This window comes from Bradyrhizobium semiaridum (genome assembly GCF_020329505.1).
In the GTDB taxonomy this organism is placed as follows: Bacteria; Pseudomonadota; Alphaproteobacteria; order Rhizobiales; family Xanthobacteraceae; genus Bradyrhizobium; species Bradyrhizobium semiaridum.
The window spans coordinates 23,167-47,241 of sequence record NZ_JAGKJJ010000035.1 but is presented as its reverse complement, the minus strand read 5'-3'; the positions used below and the strand labels follow the sequence as shown (position 1 = coordinate 47,241).

General features: G+C 66.3%; 20 protein-coding genes. 13 read left to right on the top strand and 7 right to left on the bottom strand.

Features of this window, described 5'->3' with window-relative positions:
* Positions 1-2: 2 nt before the first annotated feature.
* The gene (locus J6500_RS27960; RefSeq protein WP_225715926.1) at positions 3-926 is read left to right on the top strand and encodes an anti-sigma factor; all 924 of its coding nucleotides are present in this window, start codon (positions 3-5) and stop codon (positions 924-926) included.
* A 255-nt stretch (positions 927-1,181) separates the two neighbouring features.
* Here the strand turns inward: J6500_RS27960 and J6500_RS27955 are convergent, their stop codons facing one another.
* Both J6500_RS27955 and flhA read right to left on the bottom strand, forming a co-directional pair.
* Positions 1,182-1,382: a hypothetical protein gene (locus J6500_RS27955; RefSeq protein WP_225715925.1), complete on the bottom strand. Its 201-nt coding sequence runs from the start codon at positions 1,380-1,382 to the stop codon at positions 1,182-1,184.
* A gap of 142 nt (positions 1,383-1,524) precedes the next feature.
* Positions 1,525-3,687, bottom strand: coding sequence for a flagellar biosynthesis protein FlhA (flhA, locus tag J6500_RS27950; protein WP_225715924.1), 2,163 nt, complete (start codon positions 3,685-3,687; stop codon positions 1,525-1,527).
* A gap of 849 nt (positions 3,688-4,536) precedes the next feature.
* Here flhA and J6500_RS27945 point away from each other — a divergent pair.
* Positions 4,537-5,793 (top strand): MFS transporter, encoded by a 1,257-nt coding sequence (locus J6500_RS27945; RefSeq protein WP_225715923.1) that lies wholly within the window; start codon positions 4,537-4,539, stop codon positions 5,791-5,793.
* 31 nt (positions 5,794-5,824) lie between these two features.
* Here J6500_RS27945 and J6500_RS27940 read toward each other — a convergent pair whose 3' ends face one another.
* On the bottom strand, positions 5,825-6,373 hold the full coding sequence (locus J6500_RS27940) for a cupin domain-containing protein (protein WP_225715922.1): 549 nt from the start codon (positions 6,371-6,373) through the stop codon (positions 5,825-5,827).
* Between the two features lie 161 nt (positions 6,374-6,534).
* Between J6500_RS27940 and aptA the strand changes: the two genes are divergently transcribed.
* Together aptA and J6500_RS27930 are read left to right on the top strand one after the other, a co-directional pair.
* Positions 6,535-7,863 (top strand): omega-aminotransferase AptA, encoded by a 1,329-nt coding sequence (gene aptA, locus J6500_RS27935; protein WP_225715921.1) that lies wholly within the window; start codon positions 6,535-6,537, stop codon positions 7,861-7,863.
* A gap of 193 nt (positions 7,864-8,056) precedes the next feature.
* A complete protein-coding gene (locus J6500_RS27930) occupies positions 8,057-9,322 on the top strand; it encodes a D-amino acid dehydrogenase (RefSeq protein ID WP_225715920.1) in 1,266 nt (421 codons plus the stop codon).
* Positions 9,323-9,757: 435 nt separating this feature from the next.
* On the opposite strand, the gene J6500_RS27925 is transcribed toward J6500_RS27930, so the two are convergent.
* Complete coding sequence (locus tag J6500_RS27925; RefSeq protein WP_225715919.1) at positions 9,758-10,405, bottom strand: TetR/AcrR family transcriptional regulator; 648 nt, start codon at positions 10,403-10,405, stop codon at positions 9,758-9,760.
* Between the two features lie 153 nt (positions 10,406-10,558).
* Between J6500_RS27925 and J6500_RS27920 the strand changes: the two genes are divergently transcribed.
* Genes J6500_RS27920 through J6500_RS27910 form a run of 3 tightly spaced genes read left to right on the top strand, consistent with a single transcriptional unit; the run spans position 10,559 to position 14,388 of the window.
* Complete coding sequence (locus J6500_RS27920; RefSeq protein ID WP_225715918.1) at positions 10,559-11,071, top strand: (2Fe-2S)-binding protein; 513 nt, start codon at positions 10,559-10,561, stop codon at positions 11,069-11,071.
* On the top strand, positions 11,068-12,114 hold the full coding sequence (locus J6500_RS27915; protein WP_225715917.1) for an FAD binding domain-containing protein: 1,047 nt from the start codon (positions 11,068-11,070) through the stop codon (positions 12,112-12,114). The genes J6500_RS27920 and J6500_RS27915 overlap by 4 nt, the downstream gene beginning before the upstream one ends.
* A 3-nt stretch (positions 12,115-12,117) precedes the next feature.
* On the top strand, positions 12,118-14,388 hold the full coding sequence (locus J6500_RS27910) for a xanthine dehydrogenase family protein molybdopterin-binding subunit (RefSeq protein WP_225715916.1): 2,271 nt from the start codon (positions 12,118-12,120) through the stop codon (positions 14,386-14,388).
* 263 nt (positions 14,389-14,651) lie between these two features.
* On the opposite strand, the gene J6500_RS27905 is transcribed toward J6500_RS27910, so the two are convergent.
* Positions 14,652-15,323: a helix-turn-helix domain-containing protein gene (locus J6500_RS27905; protein WP_225715915.1), complete on the bottom strand. Its 672-nt coding sequence runs from the start codon at positions 15,321-15,323 to the stop codon at positions 14,652-14,654.
* A 182-nt stretch (positions 15,324-15,505) separates the two neighbouring features.
* Between J6500_RS27905 and J6500_RS27900 the strand changes: the two genes are divergently transcribed.
* The 4 genes from J6500_RS27900 to J6500_RS27885 all read left to right on the top strand — a co-directional run bounded on the left by J6500_RS27900 (position 15,506) and on the right by J6500_RS27885 (position 19,123).
* Positions 15,506-16,285, top strand: a complete 780-nt coding sequence (locus tag J6500_RS27900; RefSeq protein ID WP_225715914.1) for an ABC transporter substrate-binding protein — start codon at positions 15,506-15,508, stop codon at positions 16,283-16,285.
* A gap of 152 nt (positions 16,286-16,437) precedes the next feature.
* On the top strand, positions 16,438-17,091 hold the full coding sequence (locus tag J6500_RS27895; RefSeq protein WP_225715913.1) for an amino acid ABC transporter permease: 654 nt from the start codon (positions 16,438-16,440) through the stop codon (positions 17,089-17,091).
* Positions 17,088-17,819 carry an amino acid ABC transporter ATP-binding protein gene (locus tag J6500_RS27890; RefSeq protein WP_225715912.1) on the top strand — a complete coding sequence of 244 codons (732 nt, stop codon included), beginning with the start codon at positions 17,088-17,090 and terminating at the stop codon, positions 17,817-17,819. Before J6500_RS27895 ends, J6500_RS27890 begins: the two co-directional genes overlap by 4 nt.
* Positions 17,820-17,833: 14 nt before the next feature.
* Positions 17,834-19,123, top strand: coding sequence for an NAD(P)/FAD-dependent oxidoreductase (locus J6500_RS27885; protein ID WP_225715911.1), 1,290 nt, complete (start codon positions 17,834-17,836; stop codon positions 19,121-19,123).
* Between the two features lie 193 nt (positions 19,124-19,316).
* Here the strand turns inward: J6500_RS27885 and J6500_RS27880 are convergent, their stop codons facing one another.
* A complete protein-coding gene (locus J6500_RS27880; protein WP_225715910.1) occupies positions 19,317-20,909 on the bottom strand; it encodes a gamma-glutamyltransferase family protein in 1,593 nt (530 codons plus the stop codon).
* Positions 20,910-21,025: 116 nt separating this feature from the next.
* On the opposite strand from J6500_RS27880, the gene J6500_RS27875 reads away from it, so the two are divergent.
* Entirely contained in the window at positions 21,026-21,799 is a 774-nt protein-coding gene (locus J6500_RS27875; protein ID WP_225715909.1) for an enoyl-CoA hydratase-related protein, read from the top strand.
* A gap of 18 nt (positions 21,800-21,817) precedes the next feature.
* Here the strand turns inward: J6500_RS27875 and J6500_RS27870 are convergent, their stop codons facing one another.
* Positions 21,818-22,831 carry a zinc-dependent alcohol dehydrogenase family protein gene (locus J6500_RS27870; RefSeq protein WP_225715908.1) on the bottom strand — a complete coding sequence of 338 codons (1,014 nt, stop codon included), beginning with the start codon at positions 22,829-22,831 and terminating at the stop codon, positions 21,818-21,820.
* 164 nt (positions 22,832-22,995) lie between these two features.
* Between J6500_RS27870 and J6500_RS27865 the strand changes: the two genes are divergently transcribed.
* Positions 22,996-23,865, top strand: a complete 870-nt coding sequence (locus J6500_RS27865) for a DUF2066 domain-containing protein (protein WP_225715907.1) — start codon at positions 22,996-22,998, stop codon at positions 23,863-23,865.
* The last annotated feature ends 210 nt before the right edge of the window (positions 23,866-24,075 follow it).

Below are 24,075 nucleotides of genomic sequence, written 5' to 3'. Positions count from 1 at the left end.
TGATGGCCTATAGCGAAGACCATATCGCGCTCGCGGCGGAATACGCGCTCGGCACGCTCGACGCCGAGGAGCGCACGCAGGTCGAGACCATGATGGCCGTCGATGCGGACTTCGTCGGCGTCGTGCAAGCATGGGAGCTCAGGCTTGCATCGCTGAACCAGATGGTCGGCGCGGTCGAGCCGCGCGCGGTGGTCTGGGACAACATCAAGGCGGCGGTCTTCCATGCCGGCGAGCCGCAATTGCCGCTCGTGCTGCCCGAGCCGCCGCCGCCACCTCCACCTCCACCGCCGCCACTGGCTGACGATCCCGCATTCGGCGCGGAGGCCGCGCCGGCCGAGATCTTGCCGCTGCCGCCGGTCGCCGACGACAGCAACGTCGTCGCGCTGGCCGGCCGCGTGAGGCGCTGGCGCGGCATCGCCTCCGCGGCGAGCGCGATCGCGGCTGCGCTGCTGCTGATGCTGGGCTTGCAGATCTTCCAGCCAGACGCCTTGCCGGAGGCGATCCGGCCCAAGCCGCGCGTCCAGACCGTGGAGGTCAAGGTGCCGGCGCCGGCGCTGACGCCATCGGCGCAGTACGTCGCGCTGCTGCAGGGGCCGAGCGGCGGTCCGGCCTTCATCATGACCATCGACGGCGCGACGAAGAATTTCACGGTGCGCAAGGTCGGCGCCACCTCGGAGCCCGGCAAGAGCTTCGAGCTCTGGCTGATCTCCGACAGGTTGCCGCAGCCGCGCTCGCTCGGCGTGATCGGCGTCGGCGACTTCACCGAGCGGCCGGTGCTGTCGGGCTACGATTCCGATGTGATCAACGGTGCGACCTACGCGGTGACCGTCGAGCCGGACGGCGGCTCGCCGACCGGCCAGCCGACCTCGGCGCCGATCTTCACCGGCAAGCTGATCGAGACGGTGCAGGGCGCGCCGCCGCGGTAGGATTTGCGCGAGAGGCTGTGCCTCGTGCCACGGCGTCATTGCAATGACGGCGGATAGAGCCGCGTCCGCTTCGACCGTCGCATCCGCGTGAGCCAATTCCCAGCGCACAAAAAAAGAAAACGCCCGTGGGGAGCGGGCGTTTTCGATAGTCAACTTGGGGGTAGTTGGGGGTCTTAAATATCCACGTAGCGACTTTGGGGGGCTGTAAAGAGGCTACGTGAATTCGTGAAACTCTCCTATTGACGAGCCTGCCGATCAGCGGACCAGCGAGTTGCTCGAGCTTGTGATCGCGACCGGCTTGCCGGCCTTCATGACCCGCGCCGTCTGAGTGTAGCCCTCGTCGGACGCGTTGTGCATCGTGATACCAAAACCAGCGACCAGGATACCGGCGACCAATGCAACCACGACGATCTTCAGATGCGTCGTGCGATCTGCGCTATAGATCGAGTGGTTCATGGAAGTCTCCTGCCGCCTTCCTGCTCTTGTCGAGAATTGGTCGGCTCGGTTCGCTGCCGGGTTCAACATCTCGCGCCCCGCTAACGTAGGATTCACCGATTCCGTTCCCAAGGGGCGTTCACAAGGCGGTGATCAGACGTGATCAGCCGCGATTAAAATGCCGTCCGAAACAGCCGTAGACGCTTCCGACCGTTTTCAGCCGGGCGCGCGGATGAATCTCGGCTTGCGACAGCACCGTGGTCTGCGAGCGGAACCGTTCGACCAGTGAGCGCACGAACGGGCGGATCGCGGCCGACGTCACCAATACCGGCGCCTCGCCTTCGCGTGCCGCCTGCTCGAAGGCGTTGCGCACGGCGGTCATGAATTCCGAGAGCTTGGACGGCTGCATCGCTAGGCTGCGGTCGTCGCCCTGGCCGACGATTGACTCGGCGAACGCCTGCTCCCAGCGCGCCGACAGCGCGATCAGCGGCAGATAGCCGTTTGGCGAGATGTTCTGCGCGCAGATCTGCCGCGCCAGCCGGGCGCGGACGTGCTCGACCATGGTGGCCGGATTGCGCGAGAACGCCAGCGCGTCGGCGATGCCTTCGAGGATGGTCGAGAGGTCGCGGATCGAGATGCGCTCGGCGAGCAGCAATTGCAGCACGCGCTGGATGCCCGAGATCGTGACCTGGCCCGGCACGATGTCCTTGATCAGCTCGCCTTGCTCCTTCGGCAGGTCCTTCAGCAGCTTCTGCACCTCGCCGTAGGACAGCAAGTCCGACATGTTGGTCTTGAGCAGCTCGGTCAGATGGGTCGACAGCACGGTGGCGGCGTCGACCACGGTGTAGCCCTTCAGCGCGGCCTCTTCCTTCAGGCCGGCATCGACCCAGGTCGCCGGCAGGCCGAAGGTCGGCTCGATGGTGTGGACGCCGGGCAGGTGGACCTGGTTGCCGCCGGGATCCATGACCATGAACTGGCTCGGCCAGATCCGCCCGGTGCCGGCGTCGACCTCCTTGATCTTGATGACGTAGCTGTTGGCTTCGAGCTGGACGTTGTCGAGGATGCGCACCGCCGGCATCACGAAGCCCATTTCGACGGCGAGCGAGCGGCGCAGCGCCTTGATCTGCTCGGTGAGGCGGTCGGTACCGTCAGGGCCGTTGACCAGCGGCAGCAGCGCGTAGCCGAGCTCGATCTTGAGGTCGTCGATCTTCAGCGCGGCGGTGATCGGCTCTTCCGCCGCGGCGGCAGCGGCGGCAGCCGCAGCCGGGGCGGCCGCGGCGGCGGCTTCGGCGGCCTTCGCCACCCGCTTCTTCTTGCGCGCGTTCCAGGCCAGCGCTGCCGCGCCCGAGCCGAGCGCCAGGAACGGAAGCGTCGGGATGCCCGGCAGCAGCGCCAGCACCAGCATGACGCCGGCCGACATGCCGAGCGCCTGCGGATAGCCGGAGAGCTGGCCCATCAGCGCCTTGTCGGCGGCGCCGGTGATGCCGGCCTTGGAGACGAGCAAGCCTGCCGCGGTCGAGACGATCAGCGCCGGGACCTGAGTGACGAGGCCGTCACCCACGGTGAGCACGGTGTAGGTGCGGGCGGCTTCGCTGAACGAGAGGCCCTGCTGGGCGACCCCGATGATGATGCCGCCGACGATGTTGATGCCGACGATCAAAAGACCGGCGATGGCATCGCCGCGGACGAATTTCGAGGCACCGTCCATCGCGCCGAAGAAGCCGCTTTCGTCCTCCAGCGCCTTGCGCCGTTCCTTGGCGGTCTTCTCGTCGATCAGGCCGGCGGAGAGGTCGGCGTCGATCGCCATTTGCTTGCCGGGCATCGAGTCGAGCTGGAAGCGCGCCGCGACCTCGGCGATGCGGCCCGAACCTTTTGTGATGACCACGAAGTTCACGATCACCAGGATCGCGAACACGATGATGCCGATCACGAAGTTGCCGCCCATCACGAAGTTGCCGAAGGCCTCGATGACGTGGCCGGCCGCCGCCGTGCCCTCATGGCCGTGGCTCAGGATCAGCCGGGTCGAGGCCATGTTCAGCGACAGCCGCAACATGGTCGAGATCAGCAGGATGGTCGGAAACGACGAGAATTCCAGCGGCGCCTGGATGAACAGCGAGGTCATCAGGATCAGGATCGAGACCGTGATCGAGACCGCCAGGAATAGGTCGAGCACGATCGCCGGCAACGGCAGGATCAGCACCACCAGGATGGTGAGGACGCCGACCGCGAGCGCAATGTCGCCGCGCTTGAGGATATCGCCGATCTCGCCGAGGCTCGGGAACCCGTTCTTGCCCGCCGTACCCTGACCTGCCGTGACGTCGACCATGCTTGCCGTTCCCCCTCGCGACTGGCGGCTGCGGGCGCCAAACGTCTGCGCGGCGGCCGAAGGGCCGCCGTTCCGAAAGTGAGGCACCGCGCTGGCGTCCACGGGGATCTCCGCCCGTTATCCGCGATCGACGACACTCGACTTCGCTCGGCAATTCTTGCCGGGTGTATGGTTAGCAAAGGATTAATACGGGTCGGCCAGCCGGCTGCGCGGTCGTCGCAGGCGGGGCGGCGGCGGGGATGCCCGCTGGATACGTCGGCGAGACGCCGGACGGCGGCCGGCGGCTCTGTTAGGACGTCGCGCGCATCCGCCCGATGCGACGATCAAGCCGCCCGTGATCCGCTCTCGCGATTGCCGGCGTGCTGCCGGCTAATTGGCCGATTGTATCCAGTTGCGCCAATGCGTCGGCTGGATACCGAGCGGCTTCCTGGTGGCCGGGTCGACCCATTCCGCGCCGTCCCTATGACAAGGACGGACCAGCGCGTGGACCATTCCATCGTAGTCGAGAACGCAGACCTCAAGCTCTCGGTCTGACGGCGCGGTTGAAACGGGTTGCCATTCCGCTGACGAATGCATGATGACCCTCCGACAAGTTGCGCTTCGATCCCCTATGCAATGCGATATGCGCGCCATCCCAACGGGATGATGATAGTTCCGGATGGCGGACTACCAGTTTGAACCGGCTCGCATTGTATCAGGTTTCCTTGTCGCAGGAGGATCGCCATTCGACGCAGGATATTCCCAGGGGTCGGCAGCGGTCGGTAGGGCGCGCTCCGTGGCCCCTGCATGCCCAATATCTCGGCATTGCGGGTTGACCTTGAGGCAAATGCCGACGAAGTTGCCACCGCCGTGGATATTTATTCTCAGTATTCTCCCTCATACGATCAGTTTATTCCCGACTCGCGCCGGGCATGGCTGCGGCTTGCCATCGCCGTGGTGATCGGCTCGCTCGGCAGCGTGGGGATGTGGTCGGTGGTGGTGGCGCTGCCGGTGGTGCAGACCGATTTCGGCGCGACCCGCGGCACCGCCTCGCTGGCCTTCACGATGGTGATGCTCGGCTTCGGCCTCGGCCAGGTGGTCACCGGCAAGATCAGCGACCGCTACGGTATCGTCGCCGCGATCGGCGTCGGCATCGGCATCCTCGGGCTCGGCTATATCGGTGCCGGCTACGCGCCGTCGATTTGGGCCTTCAACCTGCTGCATTTTGCGATCGGGCTGTCGTCGGCGGCGACGTTCGGCCCCCTGATGGCGGAGGCCTCGCACTGGTTCAGCCGTTATCGCGGGCTCGCGGTCGCGATCGCCGCCAGCGGCAATTACATCGGCGGCACGATCTGGCCGCCGCTGGCCAATTTCGGCATGCAGACCTTTGGCTGGCGCACCACCCATATCGCGATCGGCATCTTCACGGCGGTGGCGATGATGCTCGCGCTCGTGGTGCTGCGCCTCCTGATGGGCGCCGCAGTCAGGCGCAACCATGGCAACGCGGCGGCGCCGCGGGTTGATCTCAGGCTCTCCACCAACGCGCTGACCGCGATCCTGGCGCTGGCTTCGATCTCCTGCTGCGTGGCGATGTCGATGCCGCAGGTCCACATCGTCGCCTATTGCGGCGATCTCGGCTATGGCGTCGCGCGCGGCGCCGAGATGCTGTCGCTGATGCTCGGCTTCGGCATCATCAGCCGGATCGGCTCCGGCTTCCTCGCCGACAAGATCGGCGGCCTGCGCACGCTCTTGATCGGCTCGATCGCGCAAGGAACGGCGCTGCTGTTCTATCTGTTCTTCGACGGCCTGACCTCGCTCTATATCATCTCGGCGATGTTCGGCCTGTTCCAGGGCGGCATCGTGCCAAGCTATGCCATCATCGTGCGCGAGGCGATGCCGGCCTCGGAAGCCGCGACCCGCATCGGCATCGTGATCTTCGCCTCGGTGTTCGGCATGTCGTTCGGCGGCTGGATCTCCGGCGTGATCTTCGACGCCACCGGCTCCTATGCCGCAGCCTTCGCCAACGGCCTCGCTTGGAACCTGCTCAACGTCAGCATCGTGCTGCTGCTGTTGATGCGGGCGCGGCAGCGCAGGCTCACCTCTTCCGTGGGAGAGGTCGGCGCGTAGCGCCGGGCGAGGCGCGCTATGCGCGCCGGGTTCAGAACGTTGGCGGCGTGCAAGCCGAGATCACCTCGCAGGGCTTGTTGCCGATGCAGCGGAAGCGGTGCGGGCGGCGGCTCTCGAAGTAATAGGCGTCGCCGGCGTTGAGCACCCGCCGCTCGTCGTCGACGGTGACCTCGAGCCGGCCCGCGACCACGATGCCGCCTTCCTCGCCCTCATGCTGCAGCAGCACCCGGCCGGTGTCGCTGCCCGGCTCGTAGCGCTCTTTCAGGATCTGAAGCGCGCGGCCAAACAGATTGTCGCCGACCTGGCGGTAGGAGATCGGCTTCTTGCCGATCTCGGTCAGTTCCTCGGCGCGGTAGAACGCCTTGCGCGGCCGCTCCGGCTCGATCGCGAAGAATTCGGCGAGTCCCATCGGAATGCCGTCGAGGATCCGTTTCAGTGCGCCGACCGACGGGTTCATCTGGTTGGATTCGATCAGCGAGATCGTCGAATTGGTTACGCCGGAGCGCTTGGCGAGCTCGCGCTGCGACAGCTTGGCGCGCGCGCGGATGAATCGCAGCCGTCCGCCGATATCGACGCTCATGGCAATCCTTTTGCAAAATGCCTGTTGCAGGTGTTGCGGATCGAACAAATCATCGCAGACCGCATCAATCAGATCAATGGCTTGCAGCGCGGCAGAAAAGGACTTGTTGAGTGATGGGAAGCGTGGTCCGACTATAGGAAATCCACAATGGAGCGCCCCCCGTGACCGTTCATCAGATACCGAACACCATCAAGACCGAATCGTTCTGGATGCCGTTCACGGCCAACCGGCAGTTCAAGAAGGCGCCGCGGCTGTTCTCCTCGGCCAAGGGCATGTACTACACCTCGGTCGACGGCCGGCAGGTGATCGACGGCTCCGCGGGCCTCTGGTGTGTCAATGCCGGCCACGGCCGTCCGCAAATCGCGGCCGCCGTCGAGCGGCAGCTCTCGACGCTGGATTTCGCGCCGTCCTTCAACATGGGCCATCCGCTGGCGTTCGATTTCGCCGAGCGCCTCGCCGAGATCGCGCCGAAGGGCCTCGACCGCATTTTCTTCACCAATTCGGGCTCTGAATCGGTCGACACCGCGCTGAAGATCGCGCTGGCCTATCATCGGGCCAATGGCCAGCCGACCCGCACCCGCTTGATCGGCCGCGAGCGCGGCTATCACGGCGTCGGCTTCGGCGGCATGTCGGTCGGCGGCATGGTCGCCAACCGCCGCCAGTTCGCGACCCATCTGCCCGGCGTCGATCATATCCGCCACACCCACGATCTGCCCCGCAACGCCTTCGCCAAGGACATGCCGGAGCACGGCGCCGAACTCGCCGACGATGTCGAGCGGATGGTGGCGCTGCATGGTGCCGACACCATTGCCGCCGTGATCGTCGAACCGGTGCCGGGTTCGACCGCGGTGCTGCCGCCGCCGAAGGGCTATCTGCAGCGGCTGCGCGAGCTCTGCAGCAAGCACGGCATCCTCCTGATCTTCGACGAGGTCATCACCGGCTTCGGCCGGCTCGGCACCCCGTTCGCCGCCAATTTCTTCGGCGTGACGCCGGACATGATGACGACCGCCAAGGGCATCACCAACGGCAGCGTGCCCTGCGGCGCGGTGTTCGCGACCCAGCAGATCCATGACGGGCTGATGACCGGACCCGAGGGCGCGATCGAGCTGTTTCACGGCTATACCTATTCGGCGCATCCGGTGGCCTGCGCCGCCGGCCTTGCCACGCTCGACATCTACAAGGACGAGGGCCTTTTGACCCGCGGCGCCGAGATGGCCGATTATTTCCGCGATGGTCTGCACTCGCTGAAGGGTCTGCCGAACGTCATCGACATCCGCAACATCGGCCTGATGGGCGCGATCGAGGTTGCGCCGCGCGATGGTGTCGTTGCCGCACGCGGCTACGACATCATGGTCGATTGCTTCAACAACGGGCTCTATCTGCGCATGAGCGGCGACTCGCTCGCGGTGTCGCCGCCGCTGATCGTCGAGAAGAAGCACGTCGACGACATGGTCTCTATCCTCGGCGACGCCATCAAGCGCGTGGCCTGATAGGCGTAGCGTTTTCAAGCGAAGTGGATACCGGTTCGCGTCAAGAAAGCGCGTCAAAAGAAAATCAAAGCCCCGTTCCGGCGGAACGGGGCTTTGGCTTGAATATTGCTCGCTCTACACATTGCTGTCGCCGCTGCGAAGCAGAGTGGTTTCGCAGCGGCGAATGCGTTTTCGGCACAGGATGTGAGGAAAAGTGAAGGTCCTTGTTCTCGGCAGTGGCGTGATCGGCGTCACCTCGGCCTATTATCTTGCGCGCGCCGGTCACGAGGTGACGGTGATCGACCGTCAGCCGAAGCCTGCGCTGGAAACCTCCTTTGCCAATGCTGGCGAGGTGTCGCCCGGCTATTCCTCGCCCTGGGCCGGCCCCGGCGTGCCGGTGAAAGCCGTGAAGTGGCTGCTGATGAAGCATGGTCCGCTGGTGATCCGCCCGAAGCTCGATCCGATGATGTGGTGGTGGCTGCTCAAGATGCTGCGCAACTGCACCTCGGCGCGGTACGCGGTCAACAAGAGCCGGATGATCACGATCGCGGAATACAGCCGCGACTGTCTGCGCGCGCTGCGCGCCGAGATCGGCATCCGTTACGACGAGCGTGACCGCGGCACCTTGCAGCTGTTTCGCTACCAGGCCCAGCTCGACGGCACCGGCGAGGACATCGCGGTGCTCAAGCAATACGGCGTGCCGTATGAGGTGCTCGATCGCGACGGCTGCATCGCCGCGGAGCCTGCGCTCGCTCAGGTCAAGGACAAGATCGCCGGCGGCCTTCGTTTGCCGCTGGACGAGACCGGCGATTGTCACATGTTCACCCAGGCGTTGGCGCTGGAAGCCGAGAAGCTCGGTGTGCGATTCAACTTCAATGTCGGCATCGATGGGTTGAATGCGGACGCGACGCGCATCACCGGCGTTGCGACCAGCGCCGGCATGATGACGGCCGATGCCTATGTGCTGGCGCTCGGCAGCTACTCGCCGATCCTCGCCCGCCCGCTCGGCATCGCGCTGCCGGTCTATCCGGTGAAGGGCTATTCGATCACGGTGCCGATCAAAGACGCCACAGGCGCACCGGAATCCACCGTGATGGACGAGAGCTACAAGGTCGCGATCACGCGGTTAGGGGACCGCATCCGCGTCGGCGGCACCGCGGAGATCTCCGGCTATTCCAAGGAACTCTATCCGGCGCGGCGCGCCACGCTGGATCATTCGCTCACCGAATTGTTTCCGCGCGGCGGCGATCTGGCGAAGGCCACCTTCTGGTGCGGCCTGCGCCCGATGACGCCGGACGGCCCGCCCGTGATCGGCAAGACGCGCTTCGCCAACCTGCATCTCAACACCGGCCACGGCACGCTCGGCTGGACCATGGCGTGCGGCTCGGGCCGCGTGCTGGCGGACATGCTGTCCGGCAAGACCCCCGAGATCGACACCACGGATCTCGCGATCACCCGCTACGATCACCGCTTCGGGTGACGTTCAAGTAGCCGGGATGAGCCAACGGGTCGCGCGAATGCGCGCTCGATGACAAGGTCCGCGATATCCGGGGTGTAACCTCGCATTCGCCTTCGCTCGTGCGGGCTACGGACCCCGCTTGCCGTCGCCTATGCGGCGCATGCCGCATGCGATCGTCATGCAACGGATGCGGCCGCGCACCGGCGGCCGTCAACGAAAAGCCCGGCACGATGGCCGGGCTGATCATAGTATCGTGCAATTCTCCGCAATTCCGGCCGTTTATCCGAGGCCGATCGGGCCGTCTGTGCACTTTTGAACACCGGCGTGTTTGCCACCGGCGAGCGAAGGAAGTGTAGCCGGATGAGCGCAGCGATATCCGGGGCTTCAGGTCCCGCATATCGCGGAGCTTGTCATCGGGCGCGTTCACGCGACCCGTCGGCTCATGCGGGCTACGGGTCAGCGCGTTTTCTTTCGACCGGCGCTCTTCTTTTTTGCGGGCTTTGCCCCCGGCGCTGCCTTGTCCGCCGGCCGCAGGCGCAGGCCATCCACGAACACGTCCAGCAGCCGCAGCGCCGTGGTCTGCCAGCCGGGCTGGTCGTGCATGTAGCACATGCCGATCAGCGCGCGCAGCACGTCCTCGGCGCTGATGTCGGCGCGGATCTCGCCGGCTGCGACCGCGCGCGCGAGCAGGGTGCCGATCGCCTTCGTCAGACGGTCGAACGAATAGGCATGCAGCTCGCTCGAGCCGTGCGCGACCAGTGCCAGCGCCGCCACCATGCCCTTCTTGGTAGCGACGAATTCGACATTGGCGCGCAGCCAGCGCCGCAGCGCCTCGACCGGCTCGGGTGCGCATTGCAGTTGCTCGGCCAGCTCGCCGAGCTGCTCGACCTCGCGGCGGTAGACCGCCTCATACAGCGCCTCGCGGGTCGGGAAATGGCGATAGAGCGTGCCGATACCGACGCCGGCATGCCGCGCCACCGCCTCGAGACTCGCTTCGCTGCCGCCGGCCGAGAACACGGCCTTGGCGGATTCCAGCACGCGCTCGCGGTTGCGCACGGCATCCGCCCGCGGCTTGCGGACAATTTCTGTTGATCGATCGACCATTCCTTTTTCTTTTCACCCTCCCTTGTTAACCGGAGGATGCCTCCGTATATGGCGGCCAGCATCCGGCCTGACAAGGCGCGCCGATCCAGGATTGGCGGGCCACGGGATCGCGTTGCCTCGATTCAACCGACCATACACGGATCGGAGCCCTGCATGAATCTCCCAATCACCCTCACGATCAATGGCGTCCGCCGGGAAATTGTTCTCGACGACCCCCGCGTCACGCTGCTCGACCTGTTACGCGAGCGGCTCGACCTCACCGGCACCAAGAAGGGATGCGACCGCGGCCAGTGCGGTGCCTGCACCATCCTGGTCGACGGCCGCCGCATCAATTCCTGCCTCGCGCTCGCCGTCAGCCATGACGGCGCCGAGATCACCACCATCGAGGGCGTCACGCAGGGCGACGAACTGCATCCGGTGCAGGCCGCCTTCATCGCTCATGACGGCTTCCAGTGCGGCTTCTGCACGCCAGGCCAGATCATGAGCGCGATCGGCCTGATCGAGGAAGGCCAGGCCGGCGACGATCCCGAGCGGGTGCGCGAATGCATGAGCGGCAATCTCTGCCGCTGCGGCGCCTATCAAGGGATCACCGAGGCCGTGCTCGAAGCGCAAATCAACATGAATGCTGCCAACATGACCGCTGCCAACCGGAGGCGCTCCGCATGATGAACTTCGACTATGTCAGGCCGGCCAGCGTCGCCGACGCGATCGCGGCGGCATCCGAAAAGGGCGCGGCCTATCTCGCGTCCGGCACCAATCTGCTCGACCTGATGAAGGGCGGCGTCAGCCGGCCGAGCCGTCTCGTCGATGTCACGCGGCTGCCAGGGCTCGACCGCATCGAGCGTCTTGCCGACGGCTCGCTGCGGATCGGCGCGCTGGTGCGCAACGCCGACCTCGCGCATGACGCGGAGTTCGTGCGCAACTATCCAGCCGTGGCCGAGGCGCTGCTGTCGGGCGCCTCCGCACAGCTGCGCAATGCCGCGACCGTCGGCGGCAATCTGCTGCAGCGGACCCGCTGCGCCTATTTCTATGACATCGGCAGCGCCTGCAACAAGCGCTGGCCGGGCGCCGGCTGTGACGCGCTTGATGGCGAGAACCGCCTGCATGCGGTGCTCGGCTGGAGCGAGGGCTGCATCGCGACCCATCCGTCCGATTTCTGCGTGCCGCTGGTCGCACTCGATGCCGTGGTCGAGATCGAGGGCAAGGATGGCCGGCGCGAGTTGCCGCTCGAGGCGCTGCATCGTCTGCCCGGCGATGCGCCGGCGCACGAGACCGAGCTGGAGCGCGGCGAGCTGATCGTCGCGCTGCGCCTGCCAGCCGCGGCGCAAAACTTCGCCGCGCATGCGCGCTACATCAAGGTGCGCGAGCGCACGTCCTATGCGTTTGCCGTGGTCTCGGCCGCGGCGGCGCTGCGCATCGAGGACGGCGCCATCCGCGAGGCGCGGCTGGCGCTCGGCGGCGTGGCGGCAAAACCGTGGCGGTCGCGCGAGGCCGAGCAACTGCTCGCTGGAGCCGCGCCGGATGCGGCGCGCTATCGCGAGGCGGCGCGCGCTGCGCTCGCCGGCGCAAAGCCGTCCGGCGACAACGCATTCAAGATCGAGCTCGCGCAACGCATCGTGGTGCGCGCGCTTTCACTTGCCGCGCAAGGCACGCCGGCGCGCGTCGCCGCGCTGCCGGCTTCTCCCTTCTCATCGCTACCGGGAGCGTGATGCATGACGCTTGAGATCAACCTGACCCGCGACCCCGCCCATCTCCGTCACGGCTCGAATATGGGCCAGCCGCTGACCCGCACGGATGGCATCCTCAAGGTGACGGGCAAGGCCCGCTATGCCGCCGACAATCATCCGGCCGGCATGCTCTACGCCGTGATCGCGACCAGCTGCATCGCGCGCGGCCGCGTCAAATCGCTCGACGTCGCCGCCGCGAAACGCCATCCCGGCGTCGTCGACGTGATGACGCCGGCGCACAAGCCCGAGCTGGCGGAGGATCCGGACGCCAAGGGCAATCCGTTCGCCTTCCGCATGGAGCTGTTGCAGAGCGACGAGGTGCGCTACGCCAATCAGGCGATCGCGGTCGTGATCGCCGAGACGCTGGAGGCCGCGACCGAGGGCGCCGTGCTGCTGTCGCCGCACTACCAGGTCGAGATCGCGCGCGTCGGCCTCGATGCCGGCGAAGTCTATGCGCCGCCGGTGGTCGGCATCGGCAACCCGGCCGAAGTCGTCCATGGCGACATCGATGCCGGCCTTGCCGCCGCGACGAAGTTGACGGATGCGACCTACGAGACGCCGGCGCAGTACCATAACGCGATGGAGCCGCACGCCATCGTCGCGGTGTGGGACGGTGACCGCCTATTCATCGACACGCCGAGCCAGGGTATGGCGTTCGCGCAGATGCGCGTCGCCGGGCTGTTCGGCATTCCACCCGGCAACATCCACATCAACAGCCCGTTCCTCGGCGGCGGCTTCGGCTCCAAGGGCCTGATCTCCGGACCGCAGGTGCTCGGCATCATGGCGGCAAAACTGGTCGGCCGTCCGGTCAAGCTGGTGCTGCGCCGCAGCCAGATGTATGGTCCGGTCGGCCATCGCCCGCCGACCCGGCAGCGGCTGCGCATCGGCACCGATGATGCGGGCATGCTGACCGCGATCGACCACCACGCCCGCATCACGACGTCGAGCTTCGACGACTTCTACGAGCCCGCCGCCGACGCCTCGCACACGCTCTATGCGGCTCCCGCGATCCACACCGCGCATGAGGCGGTGCGCGTCGACACCGGCACGCCGCTGTTCATGCGCGCGCCGGGCGAGGCCACCGGATCGATCGCGCTGGAGAGCGCGATCGACGAGGCGGCGTTCGCCTGCGGCATCGATCCGCTCGAGTTCCGGTTGAAGAACTATGCCGAGGTCGAGCCGACCACCGGCAAGCCGTTTTCGTCCAAGGCGCTGCGGCAGTGCTACGCCAAGGCGGCTGAACGGTTCGGCTGGGCGCGGCGGCCGCTGGCGCCGAAGCAGATGCGCGACGAGAACGGCTATCTCGTCGGCTGGGGCATGGGCACCGCGACGTTCCCGGCGATCATGTTCCAGGGCAATGCGCGCGCCGTGATCCGCGCTGACGGACGCGGCGTCATGGAGACCGGTGCGCACGACATGGGGCAGGGCGCCTGGACCGCGCTGGCGCAGATTTCGGCCGACTCGCTCGGCCTCGATCTCGACCAGCTGACGTTCCGCTCCGGCTCCTCCGATCTGCCGGACGCCGGCATCGCCGGAGGCTCGGGCCACACTGCAACCGTCGGCGCCGCGATCCACAACGCCGGTGCGGCGGTGATCGCAAAACTCGCCGAGCTCGCAACCGCGGACGAGCGCTCGCCGCTGTTCGGCGCCGGCAATGCCGGCGTGATCGCGCGCGGCGGCCGGCTGCATCGCCGCGACGACGAGGCGCGCAGCGAAAGCTATGCCGACATCCTGGCGCGCGCCGGCCTTGCCGAGGTCGATGGCATGGGCAGCGGCGCAGCCGATCCTGCGGCGCAGTCGCAATATGCGATGCATGCCCATGGCGCGGTGTTCGCGGAGGTGAAGGTCGATCCGGACCTCGGCCAGATCCGCGCCACCCGGATGGTCGGCGCCTTTGCCGCCGGCCGGATCATCAATCCGCTGCTGGTGCAGAGCCAGCTCTATGGCGGCATGATCTGGGGCCTCTCCTTCGCGCTGCACGAGGAGGCCGTGATGGACCATCGTTCGGGCCGCATCCTCAACGCCAACCTCGCCGAGTATCATGTGCCCGTGAATGCCGACGTGCCGCCGATGGATGTCATCACGGTCGACGAGCACGATCCGCACGTCAATCCGCTCGGCATCAAGGGTGTCGGCGAGATCGGCATCACCGGCAGCGCCGGCGCCGTCGCCAACGCCGTCTGGCACGCCACCGGCATCCGTATCAGGCGGTTTCCGATCCGGATCGAGGAGATGGTGATGGGGCTGGGAGACTGACCCCTCTCACTGTCATTGCGAGCGAAGCGAAGCAATCCACTTCTCTATGCGGGGATAGATGGATTGCTTCGTCGCTTCGCTCCTCGCAATGACGGTTGACGATTGAGCCAGAAATATCCTCGCGTCGTCCCGGCGAAGGCCAGGACCCATTACTCCGGATGTCTATGATTGTGCGGCGCTGGGGCCGCGATCCCGTTCACAATCGAATGCGGTGGGCATGGGTCCTGGCTTTCGCCAGGACGACGCGAAATAGAGCGGGGGCTTCACCCCGCCGCAGTCACGCAATTCACCCACAGCACCACGGCCTTTGCATCACGCGCCGGATTGGAAAACCGATGCGGCCGGCGGCTGGCGAATCGAAAGCTGTCGCCCTGCTTCAAGGTCCACGTTTCGGTATCCACCGTCAGCGTCATCTCGCCTGACAGCACCAGGCCGGCTTCCTCGCCATCATGGGTATAAAACTCGTCACCGGTGTTGCCGCCGGGATCGAGATGCACCAGGAACAGATTGAGCCGGCTCTCGCTGCCCGCGGGACTTAGGAGCTGCTTTGAAATTCCGGTGCGCCACAGCTTCAGCTCGGCGCGTTGGACCTCGCGGGTGACGACGCCACTGGCGCCGTCGTCGTGCGGGCTCGCGCCGAACAGCGCGGCGATGCCGACGCCGAGCACATCGGCCAGCGTCGCCAGCACGCGCAGCGAGGGCGAGGAGAGGCCGCGCTCGATCTGGCTGATGAAGCCGATCGACAGATCGGTGCGCGCGGCCACCGTCTCCAGCGACATCTGCCTGCCGCGGCGCAGGTCGCGGATGCGGCGTCCGACCGCGAGATCCATCGGCGGCTCGCCCGGCTGCTTCGCAGGCTTCCTGACGGGAGATTTGGCCGGCCTGCTGCCGGCGCGGCGTGCCGTCGCGGGCCGTGCTGCCGCCGCTTTGCGCATTCTCTTGCCGCCGCTCACGTCAATCCGCTTCCTTCATGTGCATGAAAACCGCTTGCATCGGACGCGGTTTCGTGACCACAATTTCATATTGGTGAAAATAGGCCGGAACGGCGTCGCCCGCAACAACAAGCTCAAAATCAGCGGGCGATGTGGCGCCGGGACCAGCTTCGGGAGGTCGTGCAATGTCGTTTCCGCGTCTCGTCCAGGCCGCTTTGGCGGCGCTTGCCCTTGTCTCGATCCCGGCGATCAGCGCGCCGTCGCAGGCGCAGCAGGTGCTGAGAGTCGGCTCGACGCCGACCGGAATCCCCTTCACCTTCCTCGACACCAAGACCAATTCGATCCAGGGCATCATGGTCGATCTTGCCACCGAGATCGGCAAGGACGCCGGCTTCACCGTGCAGATCGAGCCGATGCAGTTCTCGGCGCTGATCCCCTCGCTGACCGCGAACAAGATCGACATCATCGCCGCCGCGATGTTCGCCACCGCGGCGCGGAAAGAGGTGATCGACTTCTCCGACCCGGTCTACACCTATGGCGAGGGTCTGGTCGTGCCGAAGACCGACAGCAAGGCCTACACCTCGCAGGAAGACTTGAAGGGCACGGTGGTCGGCGCCCAGGTCGGCACGGCGTTCGTCGATGCCCTGAAGAAGACCGGGCTGTTCAGCGAGGTGAAGGTCTACGACACCATTCCCGACATCCTGCGCGACGTGAACGCAGGCCGCCTCAAGGCCGGCTTCGCCGACTATCCGATCCTCGCCTACAATCTGCAGCAGGGCAATTTCGCCGACGTCCGCCTCGTCGACGGCTACAAGCCCGTCACCGTCGGCACGGTGGCGATCGGCGTGCGCAAGAGCGACACCGAACTGCTTGGCAAGATCAACACCTCGCTGGCGAAACTGAAGGCCAACGGCATGATCGCGAAGATCTTGGAGAAGTGGGGCCAGAAAGCCAACGCGTCGTGAGGGCGGGCGCCTATTGACCTGTCGAAGCTGCACGAAACCAGTGACCCGTCATCCTTCAAGGCTCGCAAGAGCTCGCGCCTCCAGCGACAAAGGCGAAGCCTTTGCGCGGGGATGACGGGAAAGTATGAGACGGATCTGGATACAGCTAGCCGATGCAAAAATTCTTCCATGACGCCGTCGAGTTCGTGCCGATCCTGCTGCAGGGTGTCTGGCTGACCGTCGTCGTCACCATCGGATCGCTGCTGCTGTCGACCGTGCTCGGGCTGGTGTGGGCGCTGATGCGGGTCTCCGGCATCGGCTTCTTCACCGGGCTCAGCGCCTCGTTCATCAACGTGATCCGCGGCATTCCGATCATCGTGCTGCTGTTCTACATCTACTTCGTGATGCCCGATTTCGGCATCGCGCTGACGGCGCTGCAGGCGGCGATCATCGGGCTCGGCATCGCCTATTCGGCCTACCAGGCGGAAAACTTCCGCGCCGGCATCGAGGCGATCGACAAGGGGCAGATCGAAGCGGCGCAGACCATCGGCATGGGCTGGTGGCTCACCATGCGCCGCGTGGTGCTGCCGCAGGCGGTCAGGATCATCCTGCCGCCCTACGGCAACATCATGATCATGATGCTGAAGGACTCTTCGCAGGCCTCGACCATCACGGTCGCGGAGCTCGCGCTGCAGGGCAAGCTGATTGCCTCGTCGACCTTCAAGAACACCAGCGTGTTCACGTTGGTCGCGCTGATGTATCTCACCATGAGCATTCCGCTCATCCTGCTGGTCCGGCACTTCGAGAACAAGGCCAGCCGCAAATGATCGAGCTGAAGGACGTTCACAAGAGCTTTGGCAAGGTCGAGGTGCTGAAGGGCATCACCGCCTCGGTCGCCAAGAGCGAGGTGGTCTGCATCATCGGCCCGTCGGGGTCGGGCAAATCGACCATCCTGCGCTGCATCAACGGGCTCGAAAGCTACGATGCCGGCGATATCACGGTCGAGGGCGCGCGGGTCAATCGCGACGACCGCTCGATCGTTGCGATCCGCACCCAAGTGTCGATGGTGTTCCAGCGCTTCAATTTGTTTCCGCATCGCACCGCGCTGGAGAACGTCATCGAGGGACCGCTCTATGTGAAGAAGGAGCCGCGCGAGGCGGCGCTCGCCCGCGGCCGCGCGCTGCTGGCGCAGGTCGGGCTTGCCGACAAGGCCGACGTGCATCCGCCAAAGCTCTCCGGCGGCCAGCAGCAGCGTGTCGCCATCGCCCGCGCGCTGGCGATGCAGCCGAAAGCGATCCTGTTCGACGAGCCGACCTCGGCGCTCGATCCCGAACTGGTCGGCGAGGTGCTGTCGGTGATGCGCAAGCTCGCCGACGACGGCATGACCATGGTCGTCGTCACCCACGAAATGGGCTTTGCCCGCGACGTCGCCGACCGTGTGCTGTTCATCGACGGCGGGGTCATCGTCGAGCAGGGCACCGCCAAATCCGTCCTCAACCAGCCCCAGCATCCGCGCACGCAAGACTTTCTGCGCCGCGTGCTGCATCCGCTCTGATCCGGTCGCTTTCGATGTCCTCTCCTGTTCGTCTTCCTCTGCCGCCGAGCCTCTACGCCGACACTGCAGTCGCGCCGACCCCGACCCCACCGCTGACCGCAGACAAGAGCGTGCCGGTCGCGATCATCGGCGGCGGTTTCACGGGCCTATCGACGGCGCTGCATCTCGCCGAGCAGGGCGTATCAGCGACAGTGCTGGAGGCGCAGGAGCCGGGCTGGGGCGCCTCCGGCAACAATGGCGGGCAGACCAATCCGGGGCTGAAGCACGACCCGGATCAGATCGAGGCGGATTTCGGCGCCGATCTCGGCCGCCGCATGATCGATTTCTCCTACGGCACCACCAACTTCACACATGATTTGATCCGCCGCTACCAGATCCCGTGTGAGGCGCGGCAGAACGGCACGCTGCGCGCCGCCTACAATGAAGCCAGCGCCGCCGGGATCGAGAGGACCGCCAGGCAATGCATCGCCCGCGACATGCCCGTCAAACTGCTCGACGCCGCCGCGACGCGCGAGATCACCGGCAGCGACCGTTATCTCTGTGCCATGCTCGATGCGCGTGGCGGCGATCTGCATCCGCTGAGCTACGCCCGCGGGCTGGCGCGCGCCGCGATCGGTGCCGGCGCTGCCGTGCATGGCGAGACGCCGGCGTTGTCGCTCTGTCGCAACGGCGCCCGCTGGCGGATCGAAACGCCGCGCGCCGTGGTGCACGCGGACAAGGTGCTGCTCGCGACCAACGGATTCACGGATGATCTCTGGCCATCGCTCCGCCGCAGCATCGTGCCGGTGTTCTCCTCGATCGCCTGCACCGCGCCGTTGTCCGACGACGTCGCGCGCTCCATCATGCCGAGCCGGCCGGTACTCTACGAGAGCGGCCACATCACGGTCTATTACCGCATCGACCAGCGCAATCGGCTCTTGATGGGCGGCCGCGGCCCGATGCGCTGGATCAGCAAGCCTGCCGATGTCGCCTATCTCATCAGCTACGCCGAGCGGCTGTGGCCGCAGCTCGAGGGCGTCAACTGGACCCACGGCTGGAACAGCCGCCTTGCGATCACCGCCGACCACTATCCGCATGTCCACGAGCCCGCGGAGAATCTTTTGATCTCGCTCGGCTGCAACGGCCGCGGCGTCGCGCTTTCGACCGCGATGGGTGCGCAGCTCGCCCGCCGCCTGATCGACGGCAGGGCCGAGATCGATATGCCGATCACCGGTATCAAGCCGATGCCGCTGCACGCCTTCTGGCGCGTCGGCGTCACCGCCGCCGTGCTGACGGGCCGGGTGCGCGACCGGCTCGGCGTGTGATTGTGTGTAGACTCACCGGCCGGGCCGCACATTTGGTGTCGTCCCGGGCTTGACCCGGGAATGTCAGTTCTGGCGCGATGCTGTTGCCACAACTTATTTAACAACCCACCCCTGTTTATGGGTCCCTGCTTTCGCAGGGACGACACTGTTGGATGGGGCGATCACCTCGCGCAACTACTTCGCTTCCGCTGGCTCACCTCTCCGCCACCGCATCGCCCCACGGCTGGAACGGTTCGGTAGCGCCGCTGTTGGTGTCGCCATTGCGCAGCACGAGGCTCGGGCAGGCGAACTTCAGCGGCAGGTTCTGGATGCGTGCTTCCTCATAGTCGTAGCGTCCGCGCAGCGCCTCGCGCACCGGCTGCGGCAGGCGCACGTCGCCGATCACGACCGCGCCCTCGCTGGCGTCGATCCGCGGCTGATGGATCGCGGCGTCGAGGTCCATGCCGAAATCCATCACGAAGGACAGCAGCTGCGATACCGCGGGCAGGATGCGGCGGCCGCCCGATGCGCCGACGGCGACCCTGCGGCCGTCGGCGGCTTCTGCCACCACCGGCGTGTAGTTGGTCAGGCAGCGCTTGCCGCCGGCAAGCGAGTTCGGATTGCCCGGCGTCGGATCGAACCACATGATGCCGTTGTTCATGGTGAGCCCGGTGTTCGGCGTCACGAATTTCGAGCCGAAGGTCGACAGCAGCGTCTGCGTCACCGCGGCCATGTTGCCGTCGCGGTCGACCGCGGAGAAATGCGTGGTGCAGGCGGGCGCGATCGCTTCGGCGCCGAGGGAACGGCGGCCGTCGACGTCGCCCATGTCCTTCAGCCGCTCGCGATAGGCCGCCTGCAGCGCCTCGACATAGGCGGTGTAGGCGGCGGCATCCGGGCCGCCGCGCGCGGGCTCGAACGCCTTTTGCAAGAGGCCGAGCGTGCGCGCCATGGTCGGGCCCGCGGTCAGCTCCGGCGTCGCATAGACGGTGCCGCCGCGATAGGGGATCGCCAGCGGTTCGCGCAGATGCGCGCGGAACGCGGCGAGATCGCGCACCGACAGCGCACCGCCCGCGGCCTGGATGTCGTCGGCGATGCTGCGAGCCAGATCGCCCTCGTAGAAGTCGCGCGGACCGGCTGCGGCGAGTTGCGTCATCGTCGCCTTGAGCCGGTCCTGCGGCATGCGAACGACCGACTTGATGCCCCATTGCGGATTCGGCGGCAGGCCGTCCTGCAAGTAAGCCGCCGCGCTGGCGGGATAGCGGCGCAGGTCGGCGGCGGAGCTCGAGACCATCGCGGTGGTCCACCAGTCGACCAGCAGGCCTTCGCCGGCGAGCTTGACGCTCGGCGCCAGCAGCTCTTTCCACGCCAGTTTGGCGTGGCGGCGATGCGCCTCCTCCATGCCGGCGACGACACCGGGAACTGCGATCGAGCCGGGGCCGTGCAGATTGCGGTCATCCTTGACCCGCGCCCAGGGGAAGATGTCGGAGGCGATACCGCTGGGACTGAGCGGATAATCCTCGACGCGCAGGCTATCCGGCGCGCGCATGCCGTAGTCGATCACCTCGACCCGGTTCTCGCGGGCGCGGTACAGCACCATGGCGCCGCCGCCGCCGACGCCGCTCATCCACGGTTCCAGCACGCCGAGCGCAAAGGTGGTCGCGATCACGGCATCGACGCAATCGCCGCCGGCGGCCAAGACCTCGGCGCCGACCTCGGCGGCCTTGCGCGATTGCGCGGCGACGATACCGCCCTTGGAGCTGACGGCGGGTTTGCGGATCACTTGGGAGTTGGAGAACTGGTCGGACATGGCGGTGCTTTCTGGCGTTGCTTTCGCCGTTCTTGTTGCGGGCAGGAGACGTTGGCGTAGCATGCCAAGCATGGCACAGTCAGTGCAACAACAAGCCTATTCCGGGGAGAGGAAAAATGACCGGTGTGAAGCGTGAACGCGACGGCAAAGTCGGCATCCTCACCCTCGACGATCCCGCCAGCCTGAACGCAATGACGCCGGACCTGCTCGGCGATCTCGCCGCCGCGATCGGTGAAATGTCCAATGATCCCGGAATCCGCGCGCTGGTGCTGACCGGGGCGGGCCGCGGCTTCTGCTCGGGACAGAACCTGAAGGCGACCAATGCACTCGGCGACAATCTCTATGCCGGGGTCATGCAACACTATTGGCCGGCCATGCAGGCGCTGCGCGAATGCCGCGTGCCTGTCGTGGTCGCGGTCAACGGTGTCGCGGCCGGCGGCGGCTTCAGCCTCGCGATGTCCGGCGACATCATCCTTGCGGCGCGCTCGGCGAGCTTCATCCAGGTGTTCAGCCGGATCGCCCTGGTGCCCGATCTCGGCTCGACCTGGCTGCTGCCGCGCCTGATCGGCCGCCAGCGTGCGCTCGAACTGATGCTGCTGAACGAGCCGCTGTCCGCCGAGCGTGCCAGGGAGTGGGGACTGGTGCGCGAGGTCATCGACGACGCAAGCCTACTCGATGAGGCAAAGGCGCTGGCGCATCGCCTCGGCGACGGCCCGACCCGCGCGCTGGTCGCAACCCGGCAACTGCTCGAGGAGAGCGAGCATGCGAGCTATGAGGCCCAGTTCCGCCGCGAGCTCGAAGTGCAGTCGGTGATCCGCACCGGCGCGGACGCGCAGGAAGGCCGCAAGGCCTTCGTCGAGAGGCGCAAGGCGCAATTCACCGGACGCTAGACCGTGATGTCAGGTGCGCTAGCCGATCGCGATCGCTACCTTGCCGAAATGCGCGCCGCTCGCCATGTGCGCGAACGCATCCTTGACCTCACTGAAAGCGAACACCTTGTCGATGACCGGCTTGACGCCGTGCATGGCAATGCCGTCGCACAGCGCCTGCAGATCCTCGATCGAGCCGACGGTGACGCCTTGCAGGCGCTGCTGCTGCATCACCATCAGCGGCAGCCTGGTGTCGGATGGTGCCGGACCGGCCAGCACGCCGATGAAGGCGATGGTGCCGCCGATTCTTGTCGCGCGGATCGACTCGTTCAGCGTGCCGACGCCGCCGACCTCGACCACGAGATCGACGCCGCGCCCGGTGAGCTCGCGCGCCTTCTTGCCCCAGTCGGGCGTTGTCTTGTAGTTCAGCGTCACGTCGGCGCCGAGCTGCTTCAGCCGCGCGATCTTGGCGTCGCTGGAGGACGTCGCGATGACGCGGGCGCCGCACATTTTGGCGAATTGCAGTGCGAACAGCGAGACGCCGCCGGTGCCTTGCGTCAGCACCGTCTGGCCCGGCTTCAGATTGCCGAGCTTGACCACCGCGCTCCAGGCGGTGACGCCGGCGCAAGGCAGCGCGGCGGCCTCGATGTCGGAGAGATGATCCGGCGAGCGCACCAGTGCGTGGGCGGGAAACACCCGGTATTCGGTCAAGACGCCGTCGACGCTGCCGCCGAGCGCAGCGCGCATCCTGGCCTCGCTCGGCTCGCCGCCGATCCAGCTCTCGAAGAAGCTGCCGATCACGCGGTCACCGACGGCGAAATTCCTGACACCGGCGCCGACCGCCTCGACGATGCCGGCGCCGTCGGAGACCGGCACCAGCGGAAATTTTTGGCGCGAGCCGTAACCGCCCTTGACAGTCAGCAGGTCGCGATAGTTCAGCGTCGCCGCCTTCAGCCGCACCAACACCTCGCCTGGGCCGGCCTGCGGGACCGGCTTGTCGACCAGTGCCAGCGCCTCGACGCCACCGGGACCTTGCAACTCGTAGCACTTCAAGGGACGTCTCCTGCGAACGGCTGTAGTCATGGGCGACGCGTCGCGCGCCGCTGGGGATTCCTTGAGCATATGTCAGGTGGGCAGCGGGTGGCCACCACGTATCGCAGGCTCCACGGAATGGCGCCCATGCCGGAACTTGCAAGGGCGGCCGAGCGGAGGCGATCATGGCGGCTTTGCTGAAGACGAGACGAACGCTGACCGGCGGCCTCGCGCGCTACGCTGTCATAATGTGGCTCGCCACAATGCTGGTCTGTTGCAGCGGAACGATGGCGGCCGCGGCCGATGATCTGTACCGCGCGCAGACCGTCGTCACCGGCCAGGGCGAGCCGAACCGCTTGATCGGGTTCGGCGCATGCCTGGAGGACGTGCTGATCAAGGTCTCCGGCCAGCCGGCGCTCGCGAGCGACAAGCGGCTGGCGGCGTACAGATCGAAGGCCAAGGAGCTGGTCAGCAATTTCAGCTATCACGATCAGTTCGCCGGCAAGCCGCATCGCGATGAGCAGGGCACCCGCGACCGGCCCTACGACCTGACGGTGGAGTTCGACGGCCGGAAGATCGACGGCATCCTCGGCGAGCTCGGCCTCAAGCCGTGGCGCGCGCAGCGGCCGGTGCTCGGTGCCTTCATCGAAATGCAACAGGGAGCGAAGGATTTCGTCGTCACGGCCGACGATGCACAGTCGGACCTGCAGCGCGATGCGCTTGTGGCCGCGGCGGACAAGCGCGGCATGCGCGTGGTGCTGCCGAGCGCGGCGGAGTTGATGCGCGCAAATATCGCGGGCGCCGAACTCAGGACAGCATCGCCGGAAAGGCTGACGCCGATTGTCGCACCGCGGGGCGGCGAGGTCGTATTGCTCGGGCGGCTGGTCTGGGACGACAACGATCTCGGCTGGACCACGCAGTACCGGATGGCCTGGCACGGCAAGGACTACCAATGGCAGTTTCGCGGTGTGACATTCGATGAAGCCTTCCGCCGCGGTGTCGGCGGCGCCGCGCAGGTGCTGTCGGGCAATGGCGATCCGGGTCGTTCGAACTAAGCGCGTCGATGGGTTGGCGATGCGCGGCAAGAAGACGTCAAATGCCGACGCAATCCGAAGAAAATGCTGGTGCGCCGCAGCGCCGTCTGTATGCCGATCCCGGCTGGCTGTTGGGTGCACAGTTTTTCTACATTTCGGCAGAAATCGCGGCAGGGTTCGCTGCAACAACGCGCTTGACATCCCAAACGATCTCAACGAGCCTATCGCATG

Coding starts and splice junctions, on each gene's coding strand:
- J6500_RS27960 (WP_225715926.1), top strand. CDS start 3: ATGGCCTATAGCGAAGACCATATCGCGCTCGCGGCGGAATACGCGCTC.
- J6500_RS27955 (WP_225715925.1), bottom strand. CDS start 1,382: ATGAACCACTCGATCTATAGCGCAGATCGCACGACGCATCTGAAGATC.
- flhA (WP_225715924.1), bottom strand. CDS start 3,687: ATGGTCGACGTCACGGCAGGTCAGGGTACGGCGGGCAAGAACGGGTTC.
- J6500_RS27940 (WP_225715922.1), bottom strand. CDS start 6,373: ATGAGCGTCGATATCGGCGGACGGCTGCGATTCATCCGCGCGCGCGCC.
- J6500_RS27925 (WP_225715919.1), bottom strand. CDS start 10,405: ATGGTCGATCGATCAACAGAAATTGTCCGCAAGCCGCGGGCGGATGCC.
- J6500_RS27920 (WP_225715918.1), top strand. CDS start 10,559: ATGAATCTCCCAATCACCCTCACGATCAATGGCGTCCGCCGGGAAATT.
- J6500_RS27915 (WP_225715917.1), top strand. CDS start 11,068: ATGATGAACTTCGACTATGTCAGGCCGGCCAGCGTCGCCGACGCGATC.
- J6500_RS27910 (WP_225715916.1), top strand. CDS start 12,118: ATGACGCTTGAGATCAACCTGACCCGCGACCCCGCCCATCTCCGTCAC.
- J6500_RS27905 (WP_225715915.1), bottom strand. CDS start 15,323: ATGCGCAAAGCGGCGGCAGCACGGCCCGCGACGGCACGCCGCGCCGGC.
- J6500_RS27900 (WP_225715914.1), top strand. CDS start 15,506: ATGTCGTTTCCGCGTCTCGTCCAGGCCGCTTTGGCGGCGCTTGCCCTT.
- J6500_RS27895 (WP_225715913.1), top strand. CDS start 16,438: ATGCAAAAATTCTTCCATGACGCCGTCGAGTTCGTGCCGATCCTGCTG.
- J6500_RS27890 (WP_225715912.1), top strand. CDS start 17,088: ATGATCGAGCTGAAGGACGTTCACAAGAGCTTTGGCAAGGTCGAGGTG.
- J6500_RS27885 (WP_225715911.1), top strand. CDS start 17,834: ATGTCCTCTCCTGTTCGTCTTCCTCTGCCGCCGAGCCTCTACGCCGAC.
- J6500_RS27880 (WP_225715910.1), bottom strand. CDS start 20,909: ATGTCCGACCAGTTCTCCAACTCCCAAGTGATCCGCAAACCCGCCGTC.
- J6500_RS27875 (WP_225715909.1), top strand. CDS start 21,026: ATGACCGGTGTGAAGCGTGAACGCGACGGCAAAGTCGGCATCCTCACC.
- J6500_RS27865 (WP_225715907.1), top strand. CDS start 22,996: ATGGCGGCTTTGCTGAAGACGAGACGAACGCTGACCGGCGGCCTCGCG.